This is a genomic window from Microbacterium mitrae (assembly GCF_008017445.1).
Taxonomy (GTDB): Bacteria; Actinomycetota; Actinomycetes; order Actinomycetales; family Microbacteriaceae; genus Microbacterium; species Microbacterium mitrae.
On sequence record NZ_VRSW01000002.1, the window covers coordinates 80230 to 97033 of the forward strand.

The 16804-nt window shown below is 65.1% G+C and carries 18 protein-coding genes and 1 tRNA gene; 11 read left to right on the forward strand and 8 right to left on the reverse strand.

Annotated elements, in window-relative coordinates:
- Positions 1–113: 113 nt before the first annotated feature.
- From FVP60_RS07205 to FVP60_RS07215, 3 genes are all read left to right on the forward strand, one after another.
- Complete coding sequence (locus FVP60_RS07205) at positions 114–1133, forward strand: large exoprotein (protein ID WP_147825612.1); 1020 nt, start codon at positions 114–116, stop codon at positions 1131–1133.
- A 73-nt stretch (positions 1134–1206) separates the two neighbouring features.
- Positions 1207–1282, forward strand: a tRNA-Ala gene (locus tag FVP60_RS07210).
- A gap of 18 nt (positions 1283–1300) precedes the next feature.
- Positions 1301–1951, forward strand: coding sequence for a hypothetical protein (locus FVP60_RS07215; protein ID WP_222705907.1), 651 nt, complete (start codon positions 1301–1303; stop codon positions 1949–1951).
- Positions 1952–2032: 81 nt separating this feature from the next.
- On the opposite strand, the gene FVP60_RS07220 is transcribed toward FVP60_RS07215, so the two are convergent.
- The 4 genes from FVP60_RS07220 to FVP60_RS07235 form a co-directional block, all read right to left on the reverse strand.
- The gene (locus FVP60_RS07220; protein ID WP_147825613.1) at positions 2033–2614 is read right to left on the reverse strand and encodes an NADPH-dependent FMN reductase; all 582 of its coding nucleotides are present in this window, start codon (positions 2612–2614) and stop codon (positions 2033–2035) included.
- A gap of 142 nt (positions 2615–2756) precedes the next feature.
- Entirely contained in the window at positions 2757–3146 is a 390-nt protein-coding gene (locus tag FVP60_RS07225; protein ID WP_147825989.1) for a DUF1304 domain-containing protein, read from the reverse strand.
- Positions 3147–3248: 102 nt separating this feature from the next.
- The gene (locus FVP60_RS07230) at positions 3249–3542 is read right to left on the reverse strand and encodes a DUF4287 domain-containing protein (RefSeq protein WP_147825614.1); all 294 of its coding nucleotides are present in this window, start codon (positions 3540–3542) and stop codon (positions 3249–3251) included.
- Positions 3520–4185, reverse strand: a complete 666-nt coding sequence (locus tag FVP60_RS07235) for a hypothetical protein (RefSeq protein WP_147825615.1) — start codon at positions 4183–4185, stop codon at positions 3520–3522. The genes FVP60_RS07230 and FVP60_RS07235 overlap by 23 nt, the downstream gene beginning before the upstream one ends.
- Before the next feature lie 147 nt (positions 4186–4332).
- Here FVP60_RS07235 and FVP60_RS07240 point away from each other — a divergent pair, with 147 nt between their 5' ends.
- The gene (locus FVP60_RS07240) at positions 4333–5319 is read left to right on the forward strand and encodes an LLM class F420-dependent oxidoreductase (RefSeq protein ID WP_147825616.1); all 987 of its coding nucleotides are present in this window, start codon (positions 4333–4335) and stop codon (positions 5317–5319) included.
- 47 nt (positions 5320–5366) lie between these two features.
- The gene (locus tag FVP60_RS13015; protein WP_187240601.1) at positions 5367–5999 is read left to right on the forward strand and encodes a CueP family metal-binding protein; all 633 of its coding nucleotides are present in this window, start codon (positions 5367–5369) and stop codon (positions 5997–5999) included.
- 67 nt (positions 6000–6066) lie between these two features.
- Here the strand turns inward: FVP60_RS13015 and FVP60_RS07250 are convergent, their stop codons facing one another.
- Positions 6067–7005: an ion transporter gene (locus FVP60_RS07250; protein WP_147825617.1), complete on the reverse strand. Its 939-nt coding sequence runs from the start codon at positions 7003–7005 to the stop codon at positions 6067–6069.
- 141 nt (positions 7006–7146) lie between these two features.
- Here FVP60_RS07250 and FVP60_RS07255 point away from each other — a divergent pair, with 141 nt between their 5' ends.
- Together FVP60_RS07255 and FVP60_RS07260 are read left to right on the forward strand one after the other, a co-directional pair.
- Positions 7147–8010, forward strand: a complete 864-nt coding sequence (locus FVP60_RS07255; RefSeq protein WP_342779453.1) for a class I SAM-dependent methyltransferase — start codon at positions 7147–7149, stop codon at positions 8008–8010.
- A gap of 1 nt (position 8011) precedes the next feature.
- A complete protein-coding gene (locus FVP60_RS07260) occupies positions 8012–8485 on the forward strand; it encodes a YbaK/EbsC family protein (RefSeq protein WP_147825618.1) in 474 nt (157 codons plus the stop codon).
- Positions 8486–9207: 722 nt separating this feature from the next.
- On the opposite strand, the gene FVP60_RS07265 is transcribed toward FVP60_RS07260, so the two are convergent.
- The gene (locus FVP60_RS07265; protein ID WP_147825619.1) at positions 9208–9969 is read right to left on the reverse strand and encodes an IclR family transcriptional regulator; all 762 of its coding nucleotides are present in this window, start codon (positions 9967–9969) and stop codon (positions 9208–9210) included.
- Between the two features lie 61 nt (positions 9970–10030).
- On the opposite strand from FVP60_RS07265, the gene hutH reads away from it, so the two are divergent.
- The 3 genes from hutH (at position 10031) to hutI (ending at position 14437) form a co-directional block, all read left to right on the forward strand.
- On the forward strand, positions 10031–11566 hold the full coding sequence (hutH, locus tag FVP60_RS07270) for a histidine ammonia-lyase (RefSeq protein WP_147825620.1): 1536 nt from the start codon (positions 10031–10033) through the stop codon (positions 11564–11566).
- Between the two features lie 67 nt (positions 11567–11633).
- Positions 11634–13292 (forward strand): urocanate hydratase, encoded by a 1659-nt coding sequence (gene hutU, locus FVP60_RS07275; protein ID WP_187240602.1) that lies wholly within the window; start codon positions 11634–11636, stop codon positions 13290–13292.
- Positions 13292–14437: an imidazolonepropionase gene (hutI, locus tag FVP60_RS07280; protein ID WP_147825622.1), complete on the forward strand. Its 1146-nt coding sequence runs from the start codon at positions 13292–13294 to the stop codon at positions 14435–14437. Before hutU ends, hutI begins: the two co-directional genes overlap by 1 nt.
- Before the next feature lie 22 nt (positions 14438–14459).
- Here the strand turns inward: hutI and FVP60_RS07285 are convergent, their stop codons facing one another.
- Positions 14460–14933: a SixA phosphatase family protein gene (locus tag FVP60_RS07285; RefSeq protein ID WP_246132540.1), complete on the reverse strand. Its 474-nt coding sequence runs from the start codon at positions 14931–14933 to the stop codon at positions 14460–14462.
- Positions 14933–15820, reverse strand: a complete 888-nt coding sequence (locus FVP60_RS07290; RefSeq protein ID WP_147825624.1) for an agmatinase family protein — start codon at positions 15818–15820, stop codon at positions 14933–14935. The genes FVP60_RS07285 and FVP60_RS07290 overlap by 1 nt, the downstream gene beginning before the upstream one ends.
- A 175-nt stretch (positions 15821–15995) precedes the next feature.
- Between FVP60_RS07290 and FVP60_RS07295 the strand changes: the two genes are divergently transcribed.
- Positions 15996–16802, forward strand: a complete 807-nt coding sequence (locus FVP60_RS07295; protein WP_147825625.1) for a thymidylate synthase — start codon at positions 15996–15998, stop codon at positions 16800–16802.
- Positions 16803–16804 lie beyond the last annotated feature (2 nt).

The following is a 16804-nucleotide window of genomic DNA, read 5'->3' on the forward strand; positions in this document are numbered from 1 at the left end:
AAACGCCGTCGCGGAGCGTTTTTGACACCCGGAGCTTGAATCTGAGCTTGAACCTTCACGTTTGCGCGTGTTCGATGCGGGAATAGCGGCGATGTTCGCATACCGTAGTGCGCATGGAGGGCCAAGTTCTTGGGGGAGGCGTCGTCGTACTGATTGCGGCGGCGCTGTGGTTGGTGTACCTCCTGCCCAGCTGGTACTCGCGTCATCAGTACAACGCGACCGAACGCAACGCCGTTCGCCTGAGTCAGGCGCTGCGCATTCTGGCCGAGACGAGTGACCAGCCCGAAGAGCTTCGCGTAGACCTGCGTACGCGGTCCGCGCGCCGCCAGACCAAGCTGGCACGACAGGCTGAGGCCGAGCGTCAGAGCCTCGAAGAGGTAGCCGCGCGCGCCGAGGCCGACCGTGTGCGTGAAGAGGTTGAGTTCGAGAAGGAACGCGTGCGCAACAGCGCGCTTGAAGCTCGCGAGCAGCGCCGGGCCGATGAGGTCGCTCAGCGCGAACTCGCCAAGGCGCGCGCCGAAGCACAGCGCGCCCGCGCTAGCGCTGACGCCGCGGCCGAACACCAACGCCTTCGTGCCGAACTCCTGGCCGCGCGTAACGCCCCCGCTGTCATCGCCGCGCGTCAGGCGCGTGCCCGTCGCTCGGTTCGTCTCGCTGCGCTGAGCATCGTCGTGATCGGCATCGCAGCGCTGACCTTCGGCATCGTTTTCACGCAGGTCATGCTTGCCGTCGTCGGTGTATTGGCTGGCGTCGTTGGCGTTGCCGTGCTGCAGCGCATGTCGCGCGTTGCGCGTCGTGCCTTGCCGACGGTGGTGGCACCCGTTGTGGTTGAGGCCCCGCGCAAGCGCGTGTCGGTGCTGCACGATGAGCCGGCCCCGAAGTGGACGCCGCGCACCTTGCCGCAACCGTTGACCACGGTCGCCGGCTCCCGCGCCGCCGCGGCACAAGACGCGCAGGACGCCCGCGAGGCGCTCCGCCGTGCCGCCCTTGAAGAGGCTGCACGACAGAAGGCGGCCGAGCAGGCGCCGGTGCGAATCGACACCGCACGCCCGGCGGCAGCGGCCCCCGCGATGGACGACGCCGCCATCGAGGCACACGTTCGTCAGCTACTCGCCAGCCGCGCCGCAAGCTGAACCGCTCATCGGCGAGCGCCCCGCGCTTCATGGTTCCGCCCACCGCGTGCAGAGGATAGGGTTGGTGCAGTCAGGGCCTGTAGCGCAGTTGGTAGCGCGCCTCGTTCGCATCGAGGAGGTCAGGGGTTCGATTCCCCTCAGGTCCACCACCTACGCAGGGGGCGATGATGGTGAATGAAATGTGGCCTGGGGTTATCGATACCACCCAGCTCAGTGGGACTCACGTTGCCGCCGTCAACCGCATGTCTGACGCGGCGAAGAGCGGAACCTGGGGCGAGGTTGTTGAGATCATCAACTCATCGTCCTGGATCTCCGCCAACCAATGGCGAATCGAAGGCCGTTCGTGGTTTGCGCCGCTGCATCAGGCGGCGTGGCACGGCGCACCCGTCGAGGTCGCGAGCCGCCTGATTGAGCTCGGCGGCTGGCGGTCGTTGCGAGATGCGGAGGGCAAACGCCCCATCGACATTGCCGAAGAACGTGGTCACACTCATCTTCGTGAGGTGCTTGCCGTGGCCGATCCGACTCCAGTGGAGCAACTCCGGTATGCGGCCTGGGATCAACACCTGAGTGAGCTGATTGCCTCGCGCACGCAGTTGATGGATCCGGTAGCGATCAGGCCCGTGCAGACCGAGGTGATCGTCGCCGAAAACCTTGACCTGCTGTCGTTCTTGTATCCCGGTATGTACGGCGGTTTCACGATGTCGGTGCACCGCCTCCGCCTCTTTGTCGAGAGCTCGAGCCGCGTGGCCGGAGGTTCGGGTCAGGCGCACGTCATCACTGAGGGTGGCTGCGTGCTCGTCGAAGAAGGTTTCGTTTAGCCCCGACGTCACGGCATACAAGGGCCCAGACGCCACACATTGGGCCGCTTCGTGACGGGCGACCCAACGTGTGATCACGCCTTACGCGGCCTTCGCCACCTGGGCGTCGAGCTTGGCGATGAGAGCCTCGCCGAGCGCGCGAACGGCGTCGCCATCGCGGGCAACGACCGCGTCTGCATCGCCGAGCGACCACTCGGGGGTGTAGTCGGTCTGCTTGATCGTGAATGACACGTCGGTGTCGATCAGGTCGTTGCCGATGAACTTCAGCACCTGGCGGAGCTGCGCGGCCGAAGCCAAACCGCCGTGGCCGCCGTAGCTGATGATTGCGCTCGGACGGTTCTTCCACTCGGCGTAGATGTAGTCGATTGCGTTTTTCAGCGCGGCCGGGTAGCCGGCGTTGTACTGCGGTGTGACGAAGACGACAGCGTCGCTGTCGGCGATCATCTTCGCCCACGCAATCGTGTGTGCGTTTTGGTACTGATTCATACCGGCCATCAAAGGCTCATCCAGCATGGGCAGAGCGATTTCGGCGAGATCGAGAATCTGAACGTCGGCGTGCGTGCTGTCACGCAACACGGTGGCCACAGAGTCGGCGATTTGTCGGCCAATGCGAACGGGGCGCGCGCTGCCGACGATGATGCTGATGACGGGGGTGGTAGACAAGGCTTCCCTTTCGTGAGTGTATTCACGTGCACGAAACCGAGGGGTGCCGCGAAGTATTCCCGCGTCTGCTGCGTCCTATCCATCAGTTGTTTGCGGAGGGTGTGTATGCGTTCGGCGAGGCCGCTGCGACCACGCGAGGCCGTTACGACAGCGCGATACCAATCCCCAGTGCGATAACGCCGAGTAGCGGAACCACGCCCTGCTTGAGTGCTGCGCTGCGCTTGGAGGGGCTGGATGCGAAGAGAACGAGCGCAGCGGCCGCCATGGAGCCAGCCCCGGTGAAGACAAGCGTCGCACCGACAGCAGTGTTTCCGAGAGCCATGAAGACAATGCCCGCGGCGACGGCAATCGCGAGAAACAGATTGTAGAAGCCCTGGTTAAACGCCAGCGGTTGCGTGACCTTCGCCTCTTCTGCGGTGGTTCCGAAGGTGGCACGTGCCGCCTTGCCCGTCCAGGCGACGGACTCCAGGTAGAAGATGTAGACGTGAAGGAGCGCCGCCAACCCGGCAAGCACGAGACCCGCAATAATCACCATGAACTCCGTTCCGGGCGCCCGCATCAATGTGGCGTTGGTCGAATCATACCGGAGCACGGCCCCGAGGCCGCGAGCAACCGTGTAGGCGGCGCGGTGGTGTTAGGCGCGGGACGGATCCGTCGCCGCGCCATCCAGCCACAGGGTGTCGCTCGCGTCGGCGTGGGTTCCGCCGCTACCCACGTGCTTGGAGCTGATTCGCGGCCCCTTCGTGATCACGTGAACAATCGCCATGCCATGGCCGCGACCCAAGCCGTAGTCTTCGGCCAGCCACGCGAGAATCGGGGTTGCCTTGGTCTCGGGGCCGAAACCTCGTTCATTCGCCAGCGTGATCAACTGGCGCGGCGTGAGGCCGGTTTTCGTCTCGACCGCGTCAAGATATGCCTGAAATGACATGCGACTCCTTGGGCTCGCGAATGGGTGGCGAATCGACCGTCGGCTCGTTGTGAACGGCGAGGACGGCGGCGAGGGCGATGGCGAGCATACCAAACACCGTGATCGTCCAGGCAGACGCTGTGATGAGCCAGAACGTGGGATTGACGAACTCGGGGGAGAGGATCGGCGTTGACATCACAATCAGCTCAACCACCCGGCTGACGATGATGGCCGTTACAGCGGCGACGATCACATTGCGGTAGGCGCGGCCAATGCGCCGGCTGCGGCTCACCGCCCACGCCAAAGCGGCAAGGCCGATGAGTGTCGCGGCCTCGAACAAGAACGTTGCCGCAGTAAACCAGGCGGGTGGCGGCAGCACGATGAACTGCGCCCACACGGTTTGCCCGATGACGCCGATGGCAATAAGCGCCGCTCCTGCCCACGCCGCCTGCCGGTCGGCCAGCATGGCGCGCGGTTCACCAGCGTCACGAACAAAGAGGATGATCGCCGCGATCACCAGCACATCTACGATGACGGGGAACCAGGCAAAGCCGGTGAATAGTCGGAGTTGCGAGTCGGCGGCAGACAGCATTGCCGCGCACGCGAGTGCGGTGCCGCCCCACACCCAGCGGTCACGAGATATGGTCAAAATACGTGGTTCCATGGCTACCCTCCTGCACCTGGATCGCTGTTGTCAGCGCCTCGCATATTGCTCAGTATCCTTTCATAGGCCGCTCCGCCTGGCTAGTGCCCTCGCCGCCGCGCCCCAATCCCACGTGCCGTCTCGAACCGAAGGCGATAGCGTAGGCGCATGCGATTCGGTGCGTTTGTTCCTCAGGGTTGGCGATTCGATCTGGTTGGCATCGCGCCCGCCCAGCAGTGGCAGGCGATGAGCGACGTTGCCACTCACCTCGATGGCGGCGCGTGGGAGTCGCTCTGGGTGTACGACCACTTTCACACGACCCCCGTGGCAAGTCACGAAGCAACGCACGAGGCGTGGACCCTCATGAGCGCGTTCGCGGCGTCGACCAGTCGCATCCGGCTCGGCCAGATGTGCACGTGCATGGGCTACCGCAATCCGGCCTACCTCGCCAAGGTTGCCGCGACCGTCGATATCATCTCCGGCGGCCGCACCGAGATGGGCATTGGTGGCGGCTGGTACGAGCACGAGTGGCGCGCGTACGGATACGGGTTTCCCGAGATTCCGCAGCGGCTGGGCATGCTGCGCGAGGGCGTCGACATCATGAGCCAGGCCTGGCGCACGGGTTCCGCGACGCTGAGCGGTAAGTACTTTCAGGTCGATGGGGCGATTGTTGAGCCGCGACCGTTGCAGGCGGGCGGAATTCCGCTGTGGATTGCCGGCGGTGGCGAGAAGGTGACGCTGAAGATTGCCGCCCGGGTCGCTCAGTACACAAATTTCACCGGCACGCTGGAGGAGTTTGATCACAAGAGCACTGTGCTTCGTCAGCACTGCGACGCGATTGGGCGTCCCTTCGAGCAGATCACCCGTTCGTCGAACTTCAACACCATCGTCGGTGAGACCGAGGGCGAGGCCGCCGAGCGACTCGACACGGTGATGGCCCGGCTCACCCCGCATGTCGGCGAGGCGCGTGCCGAGCGGATCCGCGCTGAGTACGAAAATTCCCCGGGCTACGGAACCATTGAGCAGGTTGCTGAGCGTCTCGCCGAGCGCCAGGCGCACGGCTTGGGCTACGCCATCCACTACTTTCCGGAAATGGCATACGACCGATCCGGCGTCGAGCTGTTCGAGCGTTCCGTGATGCGTGAACTGAGCTAGGCGGACTCCCAGGCAATACCCGGGGGAGGTATCCCTAGGATGGGGTCATGGCTCGATCCTCACGTGTACTGCTGACCGCCTTTCTCGCCATGGTGACGGCCGTGTCTCTCACGGCTTGCGCACCCGCCACCGAGAGCGTCGGAGAGGGTGCGGCGCCGAGTTCTGCGCCGACGGCCGACGCGAGCCCAAACATTGAACCGGCCGACACCTTTCTCGAACGACACGGGCTCGCGGGTCTCAGCGCCACCGACGTGATTGAGACGCTTGAGGCGATGCCGGTCGCCGAGCGCCCCGCGAACCTCCTCGCCTCGGTGCGCCCGGATGAGGTGGTACTCACCGATGACGAGAACAACCAGGCGAGCATGCCGCTCCCAGACGATCAGTTCTACGTCTCCATCGCGCCCTACGCGTCACAGACTCATGATTGCTTCTTTCACAGCCTGACCACGTGCCGTGGCGAGCTCGCGAACGAATCCGTGCAGATCACCATCACCGCCGCTGACGGCACCGAACTTGCCGCCGGAACCTACACGACCAACGACAACGGATTCGTCGGACTGTGGTTGCCGCGCGATATCGCCGGAACCATCACGATCACCGCGGGAGAGCGCACGGTCTCAGCACCGATCGCCACCGGAGTGGACGATCCGACCTGCATCACCACGTTGCAGCTGACCTAGCGCGACCGCCGGCTTGCGCAAGTCACGACCGGAGCGCCGCCCGTAGCGATACCCGGTCGCCCGCGGGCTATGCCCGATCGGCCTTGCTAACCGCGTCGGTCAGCGCCTGCACCTGTGCGCGGAGTGCCGCGAGCTCCCGCATCACCTCAGACTCACCAAACGTGACGTGATGGGAGTGTTCGTGCCTCTCGCTGGGCACAATGCCTTCACCCGCCGCCATTCCGTTTGCGGCTGCGGACGCGCCCGCCACAGCCGTGGTTCCGCGGCGCTCGGCGTCATGCTCCTCGGCGGCGTGTTCGTTGCTGGCGTCGAGCCCCTGCATCGCATCGACGATGACGGCTATAAAGAGGTTGAGCACCGTGAGGGCGCTGATGAGCACGAACGGAACGAAGAACGCCGGCGCCCACGGGTCAACGGTCATGATCCTGCGCACCTGATCAGACCAGCCATCGAGCGTCATGATTTGAAAGAGCGAGAACAGGGTCGAGCCCAGATCACCGTACTCGGCCGGGAAGTTCTTACCGAACAGCATCGTCGCCATGACCGCGCCGACGTAGAAAATGATGCCCAGCAGCGCGGCGATCGAAGCGATGCCGGGTACGGCCCGAACCAATGCATCGACGACGCGGCGCAGCGACGGCACGATCGAAATCAGGCGCAACACGCGCAACACGCGCAGTGCGCGCAACACTGCGAGGCCATCCGCCCCGGGAATCAGGGCGATGCCGACGATCACGAAGTCGAACACGTTCCACGCGCTGCGGAAGAAGCCGAGCCCCTGGCCATACAGCTTGAGGGCGATTTCGACGATAAAGATCCACAGGCAGATCTTGTCGAGGAGGTGCAGTGTCGCCCCATAGTTCTGCATGAGGGAGTGCACCGTCTCCAAGCCGAGCACGATGGCGTTGATGACGATCACCACAAGGATCACGTTTTGAACGGTTTTCGATGTCACAAAGTCGTTGACTGACTTGCGGCTGTACCACGGCGCGCGTGATGACGTCATGTGCTCGTTGGCCTTACTGCGATGGATTGGTCACGAGGCAATGCTGCTCCCACAGCAGCGGTCCCCGTGTTCGATATTAGGGAGATGCCGTGCCGGTGGCTACTCGCGCGGTACAGGTTGCGATGGCGGTGTCATACAGTGGTGGCAACCGAATCAGTGATTCGCGCAACGAAAATCAGTGATTCGCGCAACGAAAGGTCGCTGATGCAGCACGCCTACGCCCACGGACACCACGCCAGTGTGGTCAACTCTCACGCCGATCGCACGGCGGCGAACTCCGCAGCGCACCTGGTTCCGCTCATCCAGGAGGGCATGAGCATTTTGGACGTCGGATGCGGCCCCGGAACCATTACGGCTGATTTGGCGCAGCTGACGGGCAGCGGGCGGGTCGTTGGCGTCGACTACTCGGAGGCCGTGATTGTGCAGGCGCGCGAGCGCGCCGCGGCGCGGGGACTCACGAACGTGTCGTTTGAAACCGGCGACGCGTATGCGCTCGCGGCGGCGGGCGACTCGTTCGATATTGTGACCGCGCACCAGGTTTTGCATCACCTGCAGCGGCCGGTTGATGCGCTGCGGGAGTTTCGTCGGGTGGTTAGACCCCGCGGCATCGTGGCGCTGCGCGAAGTCGACTACGGCGCCGTGTTTTGGTATCCGCTGCTACCCGCGCTCGATAACTGGCTGCGCATCATGCTGGCAACGGGCGACGCGCTGGGCGCGCAATTTAGTGCGGGGCGACGCGTTGGCACTTGGGCGCGCGAGGCCGGCTTCAGCGACGTGACGGTGACGGGCTCTCAGTGGACGTACGCGAACGAAGAACGCGTACGGTGGTGGGGTGAAGGGTGGGCTGAGCGCGCTCTCGCCTCATCTTTTGCCACACAGGCTCTTGAGCTCGGGCTCGCCACACAATCTGATCTGATGGAGATTTCTGAAGCGTGGCTCGAGTGGTCGCGCACGCCGGGCGCGTTCATGCAATTGCCGCACGGCGAAGTGATTGCGAGGGGATGACATGACCGACCTCTCCGCGCGCAGCCAGCGCGTTGCCGACCAGCTTCGCGCCGCCGGCGTCACCTCAAATATCGTCACCCTGCCCGACTCTGCTGCCACCGCGGCGCTCGCCGCCGCAGCACTCGGTACCGAGGTGGGAGCCATCGCCAACAGCCTCGTTTTCGTGGCCGACGACCAGCCGCTGCTGGTGATGACCAGCGGCGCACACCGGGTCGACACCGCTCTGCTGGCCGAACGCCTCGGCAAGCAACGCATCGTGCGGGCGCGGCCAGAACAGGTGGTAGCCGCGACCGGTCAGGTCATTGGTGGGGTTGCTCCCGTGGGTCATCCATCGCACATCGAGACCGTCATTGACGAGACGCTCGCGCAGTTCGACGAACTGTGGGCGGCGGACGGCACCGCGCACACCGTCTTTCCGCTCACTTTCGACGAACTCGTCGCCGTGACCGGTGGTTCCGTTCTCGCCGTGAGCTAGTCGGTGGTGCGGTTCGGCGCTTCCGGCCGCCACGTGAGGGAAGGAGATTACGCCGAGGAACGGATAATTGGGCGATATCGTCCTGCTGTCGGCGTGATCTCCTGCTGCCGCGTTTGGTTCGCACGCCGGGTAGGGGCGAGCTGGGCGTTTGGAACCAGGGGTGCGGAACCGGGGGTGTGGAACCGTGCACACCGCTTTCCGCTCACGTTCGACGAACTCGTCACCGTCGCCGGTGGTTCCGTTCTCGCCGTGAAACAGTCGGTGACGCGGTTCGGTGACGCGCTTCGACGCTTCTGGCCAACACGCGAGGGAAGGAGATTACGCCGAGGGACGGAGAATTGGGCGATACCGTCCTGCTGCCGGCGTAATCTCCTGCTGCCGCGTTGGGTTCGCACGCCGGGGAGGGGCGAGCTGCGGGTATGGAACTGGGGGTGCGGAACCTGGTGCGTGAAACCGCATGCACCGCTGTTCCGCTCACTTTCGACGAACTCGTCGCCGTGACCGGTGGTTCCGTTCTCGCCGTGAACTAGTCGGTGACGCGGTTCGGGGCTTCTGGCCGCCACGTGAGGGAAGGAGATTACGCCGGGGGACGGAATCCTGGGCGATATCGCCCTGCTGTCGGCGTGATCTCCTGCTGCCGCGTTTGGTTCGCACGCCGGGTAGGGGCGAGCTGGGGGTATGGAACCAGGGTGCGGAACCTCGTGTGCGGAACCAGGGTGTTGCTAGCGCAGGCGGGTGGCAAGCGTGGCTGCCGCCTCGGTAACCGCGACGGTGATGCGGGCGGTGTCGATGGTTCCGAAGTCGCTCCAGGTGGTTGCGACCGCGGCGACCGGCCAACCGGTGTGATCGCGAACGGCGACGGCGACGGAGCGCATGCCTGCCGTGACCTCCCCGTCTTCTGAGGCGACGCCTGCCGCGCGTGTTTCGCGCAGCAACACGCGCAGCTGCGACAGTGAGCGCGGCCCACGCCCGGTGCGATCCGCAAAGGCGGAAGCATCGGGGTAGAGGGCCCGCACCTGTTCGGCGGGGAGCGCGGCGAGCATCGCACGACCCGTTGCGGTGAGGTGCGCGGGCAGGCGCACTCCAACGTCGGTGACCAGAGCGGGGCGGCGGGCAGCACGCTCTTCGACGATGTAGACCACATCGCGCCCGCTCATCACCGCGACGTGGGTCGATTCGCCAATGCGGTCGGTGAGCGAGGCGAGCAGCGGGCGGCCCAGGCGTGCGATTGGTTCTTGACGCGCGTAGCCGCCAGCGAGTTCAAACGCCGCGGTGCCGAGGCCCCAGGTGCGCGATTCGGGAACGTGAACGACAAAACCGTTGACCTGCAGGGTGTCTAGCAGTTGATAGACCGTGGAGCGCGGAATGTTGAGCGCCGCGGCAATCACGCTGGCGGCGAGCGGCCCGCGGGCGCGCGACATCATGGTGAGGATCCGCAACGTCTGATCGGCGGCGGGAACAATGCGCGCTGGTTTGTCTGACATATCAGACACATTGTGCCATGAAGCCCTGTCGCCGACCGCGCCGCGGGTGTGAAATCAGAGTATGAGCGCACAGCAGACTGTTACTGTCGGCCGTCGCGGGTTGACCCCCGCCGAGGTCGTCGCCGTGGCCCGCCACGGTGCCCCCGTCACCATTGACACGGAAGCCCTCGCCGGGGTTGCCCAATCGCGCGCACGAATCGAGGCGCTCGCCGATGACTCCGTGCCGCACTACGGCGTCTCCACCGGGTTTGGTGCGCTCGCCACCACCTTCATTTCCCCCGACCGTCGCGCGCAGCTGCAGGCCAGCCTGATCCGTTCACACGCCGCCGGAACCGGGGCTGAGGTCGAGATCGAAGTGGTGCGCGCCCTGCACCTACTGCGGCTTCGCACCCTCGTTTCTGGTCGCACGGGCGTTCGCCCGATCGTCGTTGAGACGTACGCCGCAATGCTGAACGCCGGGATCACCCCGATCGTGCGCGAGTACGGCTCGCTGGGTTGCTCCGGCGACCTCGCCCCACTGTCGCACATTGCGCTCGCCGCCATGGGCGAAGGCGACGTGCGCGTTGCCGGCGTCAAGCTCACGGCCGCCGAAGCGCTCAACGCCGCGGGCATCGAGCCGCTCGTGCTGCGCGAAAAGGAGGGCCTGGCCCTCATCAACGGCACCGACGGCATGCTCGGCATGCTCGTGTTGGCGCTGCACGATCTGGAGAACCTGCTCGAGGTTGCCGACCTGTCGGCCGCAATCTCGATCGAATCGCAGCTCGGCACCGATGCCGTCTTCGCCCAAGACCTGATGGATCTTCGCCCGCAGCTCGGCCAGAGCCAGTCGGCCGCCAACCTGCGCACCTACCTCAACCCGTCTCCCATGGTGCAAAGCCACAAGGGGCCAGAAGACACCCGCGTGCAGGACGCGTACTCGCTGCGCTGCTCGCCGCAGGTGCACGGCGCCGCCCGCGATACGGCCACCCACGCCGCCCTGATTGCCGGGCGTGAGCTGCAATCCGTCGTTGACAACCCCGTCGTCACGCTCGACGGTCGCGTCGAGTCCAACGGAAACTTTCACGGTGCCCCCGTTGCCTACGTGCTCGACTTCTTGGCTATCGCGATCGCGGATCTGGCCTCCATTTCGGAGCGCCGCACCGACCGCGCGCTCGACAAGGCTCGTAGCCATGGCCTGCCGCCCTTCCTCGCGGACGAGGTCGGCGTCGACTCGGGCCTCATGATCGCGCAGTACGCCGCGGCCGGCATCGTGTCCGAGCTCAAGCGCCTCGCGGTTCCCGCGTCTGTCGACTCCATTCCCTCCTCGGCCATGCAAGAAGACCACGTCTCGATGGGTTGGGCCGCCGCCCGCAAGCTCCGTCGCGGCATTGACGGCCTGGCACGTGTGCTTGCCATTGAGCTGCTTACCGGAACGCGCGCGCTTGATCTGCGCGCGCCGCTGCAGCCCGGACCCGCAACGGGCGCCGTGCGCGAGCTGATTCGCACCGAGGTTGCCGGGCCCGGCCCCGACCGATTCCTCTCGCCAGACATGGAGGCCATCACCGAGATGGTGATTTCTGGCCAGGTACTTGCCGCTGCCCGCGGCGCCATCAACTAAGCACTGCGCCACACAGCGCATAACTAAGCACTGCGCCACACAGCGCACGCAACGAAAAGGAGTGAGCATGACGACGACGCCACGCACCATCCGCGCCACCCGCGGAGCCGAACGCACCGCCCAGAGCTGGGGGGCAGAAGCCGCCAAGCGCATGCTGATGAACAACCTCGACCCCGAGGTCGCAGAGCACCCCGAAGACCTCGTGGTGTACGGCGGCACGGGCCGCGCCGCGCGTTCGTGGGCTGCCTACGACGCCATCATCCGCACGCTCGATGAGATGGCGCCGGATGAAACGCTGCTCGTGCAGTCCGGAAAGCCGGTCGGTGTGTTTCGCACGCACGACTGGGCGCCGCGCGTGCTCATCGCCAACTCCAACCTGGTTGGCGACTGGGCAACCTGGCCCGAGTTTCGCAAGCTGGAAGACCTCGGTCTCACCATGTACGGCCAGATGACGGCAGGCTCGTGGATTTACATTGGCACGCAGGGCATCTTGCAGGGAACCTATGAGACCTTCGCGGCCGTCGCACGCTCGCTCGGACGCGAGAGCCTCGCTGGAACGCTCACGCTCACCGGCGGCGCCGGCGGAATGGGTGGCGCGCAGCCGCTCGCGGTGACCTTCAATGGCGGCGCCGTGCTGATCGTCGACGTCGATGAGAGCCGCCTGGCGCGCCGCGTCGACCACGGCTACCTCGACGAGTACACCACCGATCTCGACGCCGCCGTCGAGCGCGTCGTTGCGGCCAAGAACGCGGGCGAGGCGCTGTCTGTTGGCGTTGTCGGCAACGCGGCCGAGGTCTTCCCTGAGCTGCTTCGCCGCGGCACGCCGATCGACATCGTCACCGACCAGACCAGCGCCCACGACCCGCTGGCATACCTTCCTATTGGCGTCTCCGTCGCCGATTGGAAGGCCGAGGCCGCACGCGACCCCGAAGGCTTCACCGAGCGCTCGCGCGCCGCGATGGCTGCCCACGTGAAGGCAATGGTCGAATTTCAAGATGCCGGCGCCGCGGTGTTCGACTACGGCAACTCGATTCGTGCCGAAGCTCAATTGGGCGGCTACGACCGCGCTTTCGAGTTTCCCGGCTTCGTGCCCGCCTACATTCGCCCCCAATTTGAAGAGGGGCGTGGCCCGTTCCGCTGGGTGGCGCTCTCGGGAGACCCGGAAGACATTCGCAAGACCGACCGTGCCATTGCCGAACTCTTCCCCAACGACGCCGCGCTTCACCGCTGGCTGGAGCAGGCAGGCGAGAAGGTTCACTTCGAGGGACTGCCAGCCCGCATTTGCTGGCTGGGGTACAAGGAACGCCACCTCGCGGGCCTCAAGTTCAACGAAATGGTTGCTTCGGGCGAGCTCTCTGCGCCCATCGTGATCGGGCGCGACCACCTCGACTCTGGTTCCGTCGCCAGCCCCTACCGCGAGACCGAATCGATGAAGGACGGCTCCGACGCCATCGCAGACTGGCCGTTGCTGAACGCCCTGCTCAACACGGCATCTGGCGCCTCGTGGGTATCCATCCACCATGGCGGCGGTGTCGGCATTGGCCGCTCCATCCACGCCGGTCAGGTCACCGTTGCCGACGGTTCGGCGCTCGCCGCCGAGAAGATCGAGCGCGTGCTCACCAACGACCCGGGCACCGGCGTGATGCGTCACGTCGACGCGGGCTATGACCACGCCGCCGACATCGCTCGCGAGCGTGGCCTGACCATTCCGATGATGGACGCGTAATGGCAACCCTGGTTACCGGTATCGGCGAGCTCACCACCAACGTTGAGATCGACGGCGACAAGTGCGGCACGCTGCACGGCGCCGCCGTGCGCATCGAAGACGGCAAGATCGCATGGGTCGGCGAGGCGCGGTACGCGGAACCAGCAGAGACCGTTGTTGATGTTGAAGGTGCCGCGGTCATCCCGGGGTTCGTCGACAGCCACACGCACCTGGTGTTCGGCGGCGACCGTTCCGAGGAGTTCGCCGCGCGCATGACGGGAACCCCGTATGCCGCTGGCGGAATCCGCACCACCGTCGCCGCCACGCGTGCCGCCTCGGATGCGGCGCTGCGTACCCGGCTTCATGGTTTTGTTGCCGAGTGCTTAAGTCAGGGAACCACAACGCTGGAAATTAAGACCGGTTACGGTCTCGATGTGGCCTCGGAGACGAAGCTTGCGCGCCTGGCGCGGGAGATCACCAACGAGGTGACCTTCTTGGGGGCGCACGTGGTTCCGGCAGAATACGCCGACAACCGCGAGGGGTATGTCGAGCTGGTGTGCGGCGAGATGCTGCAGGCCGTGCGGCCATATGCGAAGTGGATCGACGTGTTCTGCGAGCGCGGCGCCTTTGACGTTGATGAGTCCCGCGCCGTTCTTGAGGCTGGCGTTGCTGCCGGGTTGCAACCGCGCGTGCACGGAAACCAGCTGGGCGAGGGCGGCGGTGTGGCGCTTGCCGTGGAAATGAACGCGGCGAGCGTGGATCACTGCACCTACCTCACCGATAACGACGTTGAGCTGCTGGCATCGTCTGACACCGTTGCGACCCTGCTGCCCGGCGTCGAGTTCTCCACCAAGCATCCGTACCCGAGCGCGCGCCGGTTGATCGACGCCGGGGTCACGGTGGCGCTCGCGAGCGATTGCAATCCGGGCACCAGCTTCACCACCTCGATGCCGCTCATGATCGCCTTCGCCGTGCGCGAGATGGGAATGTCACCGGCCGAAGCCGTGTGGGCAGCAACTGCAGGCGGAGCCGCGGCCCTGCGCCGCACCGACGTCGGAACGCTTGCCGTTGGTTCCGCCGCTCACCTTGCCGTTTTGCGCGCGCCATCACGCATTCACCTGGCATACCGGCCAGGTGTTCCGATGATCGAGCGGGTATTTAGCTAACCCGCGTCGGCGTTCCGCGCGATCAGGCGGTGTCGCGCGGAATGTCGTACTGCACCCGTGCTGGTGGGGTGCGAAGCGCTTCGCGCCACGAGTTCGCCGGCCAGGTGAACCAGGCGACGGCGCACGTTGGCATATGCGGAATTTGCGGACTGAAATGGCGCGCCAAGATGCTGAGTGTCGGGTCGTGCGCGACCACGGCAACATTGTCTTCTTCGCGGGCGGCAACCAGATCGGCGACGCGTCGCGGGTCGGCGTTGTAAAGCTGATCGAAAAACTCGATCTCACAGTCGAGGGCATCGGCAAAATACTGTGCCGTGCTGGCCGCGCGCACCGCTGTCGATGAGAGGATCACATCGATTTGCTGTTTGCGGCCCGCGACGAGCTGCGCCATGACCGGGGCGTCGCGGAGTCCACGCCGATCGAGAGGACGGTCAAAATCGCTCAGATCAGGGTCGTCCCAAGAACTCTTGGCATGGCGAATCAGCGTGAGCTGCATCACACGCGCTCCGAGACTCCGGCGATCAACTCGAGCAAGCAGAGCGCGGCGAGGCGCACCGTGCGACCGTCTTCGGCATCGGCGGTGGCATCGACCTCGGTGATGTCAGCTGAGGCGATGGTGGTTGAGCGGGCGATGCCGCGAACCAGAGCGCGCAGCTCCCATGCGGCAAGGCCTCCGGGAACGCTCGCCGGGCACCCGGGTGCGACCGAACGATCGACCACATCAACGTCGATATCGAAGTGCACGGGCCCGGCGCCAGCGATATCGAGCGCCTGCGCGACCACATCGTCGATGCCGCGCCCGCGAACCTCATCAATGCCGATCACGGTAATGCCGTAGTCGCGCACTCGTTCGGCATAGGCAACCGAGTTTGCGAAGTCGGCGATTCCGATCTGCACGATCTTTTTCGGGTCGAGCCCAGACTCCACGAGCCGGCGCACGGGGGAGCCATTGGAAACGCCATCGCGCACATCGTAGTGAGCGTCGAGCGTGATGAGGCCGCTGGCGTGTGCGCCGCGTGCCGCAGCATACGTCACACTGTTGTCGCCGCCGAGCGCCACAACAAGTCGAGATGCTCGCGCAAGCTCGCTGACGTGCGCCATCGTGCGCTCTTCGCCCTCGGGGCTATCGGGGTCGGCAACATCACCGGCATCTCGCACGTTGAGTTCAGCCAGATCGACGATGCGATTGCCGGTTACGAGCGCGGGGGAGAAGCGCTGGATGGCTTCTCGAATCGCCGCGGGCGTCGCATGCGCTCCGGTCGGTGAGAGCGAGGTTAGGTGTGCCGGAACGCCGAGCACGGCAACATCGGCCGCGCCATCAAGAGCGGGCCAGCCGCCCGCACGCGGCCACAGAGGATCAAACGAGAGTGCCACGTCGTTCACACTATCGCCGCTGGGCACCGCCGTCGAGAATCCACGGTGCTTTCTCAATGAGCGCAACGTTTCGACGCCTCAACACCGCGCACATTGCGAAAATGGTGCCTACCCGTTTGATCGATGATGCCCTTTCCGCGCTGCAATCGCCGTGGCCGCCGCTGGGCAACATACGATGGGAGCCATGACCATCGCGACTCCCTACGAGGATCTGCTGCGCGACGTGCTGGCCAATGGCACGCACAAGACGGATCGCACCGGCACCGGAACCACGAGCGTCTTCGGTCGGCAGCTGCGGTTTGACTTGGCGAACGACGTCTTTCCGCTAATCACCACCAAGCGTGTGCACTTCAAGTCGGTCGCGCTCGAGTTGCTGTGGTTTTTACGCGGCGAATCGAATGTGTCGTGGCTGCAAGAAAACGGCGTGCGCATCTGGAACGAATGGGCAGACGAAGGCGGCGAGCTTGGTCCGGTGTACGGCGTGCAGTGGCGGTCATGGCCGACGCCCGACGGGCAACACATCGACCAGATCGCGCAGGTCATCGACCAGCTGAAGACCAACCCGGACTCGCGTCGCATTATCGTCTCGGCGTGGAACGTTGCCGAGATCGAGAACATGGCGCTGCCGCCGTGCCACGCGTTCTTTCAGTTCTACGTCGCCGACGGCAAACTTTCATGCCAGCTGTATCAGCGTTCCGCCGACATGTTTCTCGGGGTTCCGTTCAACATTGCCTCCTACGCGCTGCTGACGCGAATGATCGCGCAGCAGGTGGGTCTGGAACCCGGTGAATTCGTGTGGACGGGCGGTGACGTGCACATTTACGACAACCATCTCGAACAGGTTCGTACTCAGCTTGAGCGTGAGCCCTTCCCGTCGCCCACGCTCACCTTCACGCGCAAGCCGGAGTCGATCTTTGACTACTCGTTCGACGATTTCGCGGTGCACGACTACCAGCACCACGCGCAGATCTCCGCTCCGGTAGCGGTGTAATC

Coding starts and splice junctions, on each gene's coding strand:
- FVP60_RS07205 (WP_147825612.1), top strand. CDS start 114: ATGGAGGGCCAAGTTCTTGGGGGAGGCGTCGTCGTACTGATTGCGGCG.
- FVP60_RS07215 (WP_222705907.1), top strand. CDS start 1,301: ATGGTGAATGAAATGTGGCCTGGGGTTATCGATACCACCCAGCTCAGT.
- FVP60_RS07230 (WP_147825614.1), bottom strand. CDS start 3,542: ATGTCATTTCAGGCATATCTTGACGCGGTCGAGACGAAAACCGGCCTC.
- FVP60_RS07235 (WP_147825615.1), bottom strand. CDS start 4,185: ATGGAACCACGTATTTTGACCATATCTCGTGACCGCTGGGTGTGGGGC.
- FVP60_RS07240 (WP_147825616.1), top strand. CDS start 4,333: ATGCGATTCGGTGCGTTTGTTCCTCAGGGTTGGCGATTCGATCTGGTT.
- FVP60_RS13015 (WP_187240601.1), top strand. CDS start 5,367: ATGGCTCGATCCTCACGTGTACTGCTGACCGCCTTTCTCGCCATGGTG.
- FVP60_RS07250 (WP_147825617.1), bottom strand. CDS start 7,005: ATGACGTCATCACGCGCGCCGTGGTACAGCCGCAAGTCAGTCAACGAC.
- FVP60_RS07260 (WP_147825618.1), top strand. CDS start 8,012: ATGACCGACCTCTCCGCGCGCAGCCAGCGCGTTGCCGACCAGCTTCGC.
- FVP60_RS07265 (WP_147825619.1), bottom strand. CDS start 9,969: ATGTCAGACAAACCAGCGCGCATTGTTCCCGCCGCCGATCAGACGTTG.
- hutH (WP_147825620.1), top strand. CDS start 10,031: ATGAGCGCACAGCAGACTGTTACTGTCGGCCGTCGCGGGTTGACCCCC.
- hutU (WP_187240602.1), top strand. CDS start 11,634: ATGACGACGACGCCACGCACCATCCGCGCCACCCGCGGAGCCGAACGC.
- hutI (WP_147825622.1), top strand. CDS start 13,292: ATGGCAACCCTGGTTACCGGTATCGGCGAGCTCACCACCAACGTTGAG.
- FVP60_RS07285 (WP_246132540.1), bottom strand. CDS start 14,933: ATGCAGCTCACGCTGATTCGCCATGCCAAGAGTTCTTGGGACGACCCT.
- FVP60_RS07295 (WP_147825625.1), top strand. CDS start 15,996: ATGACCATCGCGACTCCCTACGAGGATCTGCTGCGCGACGTGCTGGCC.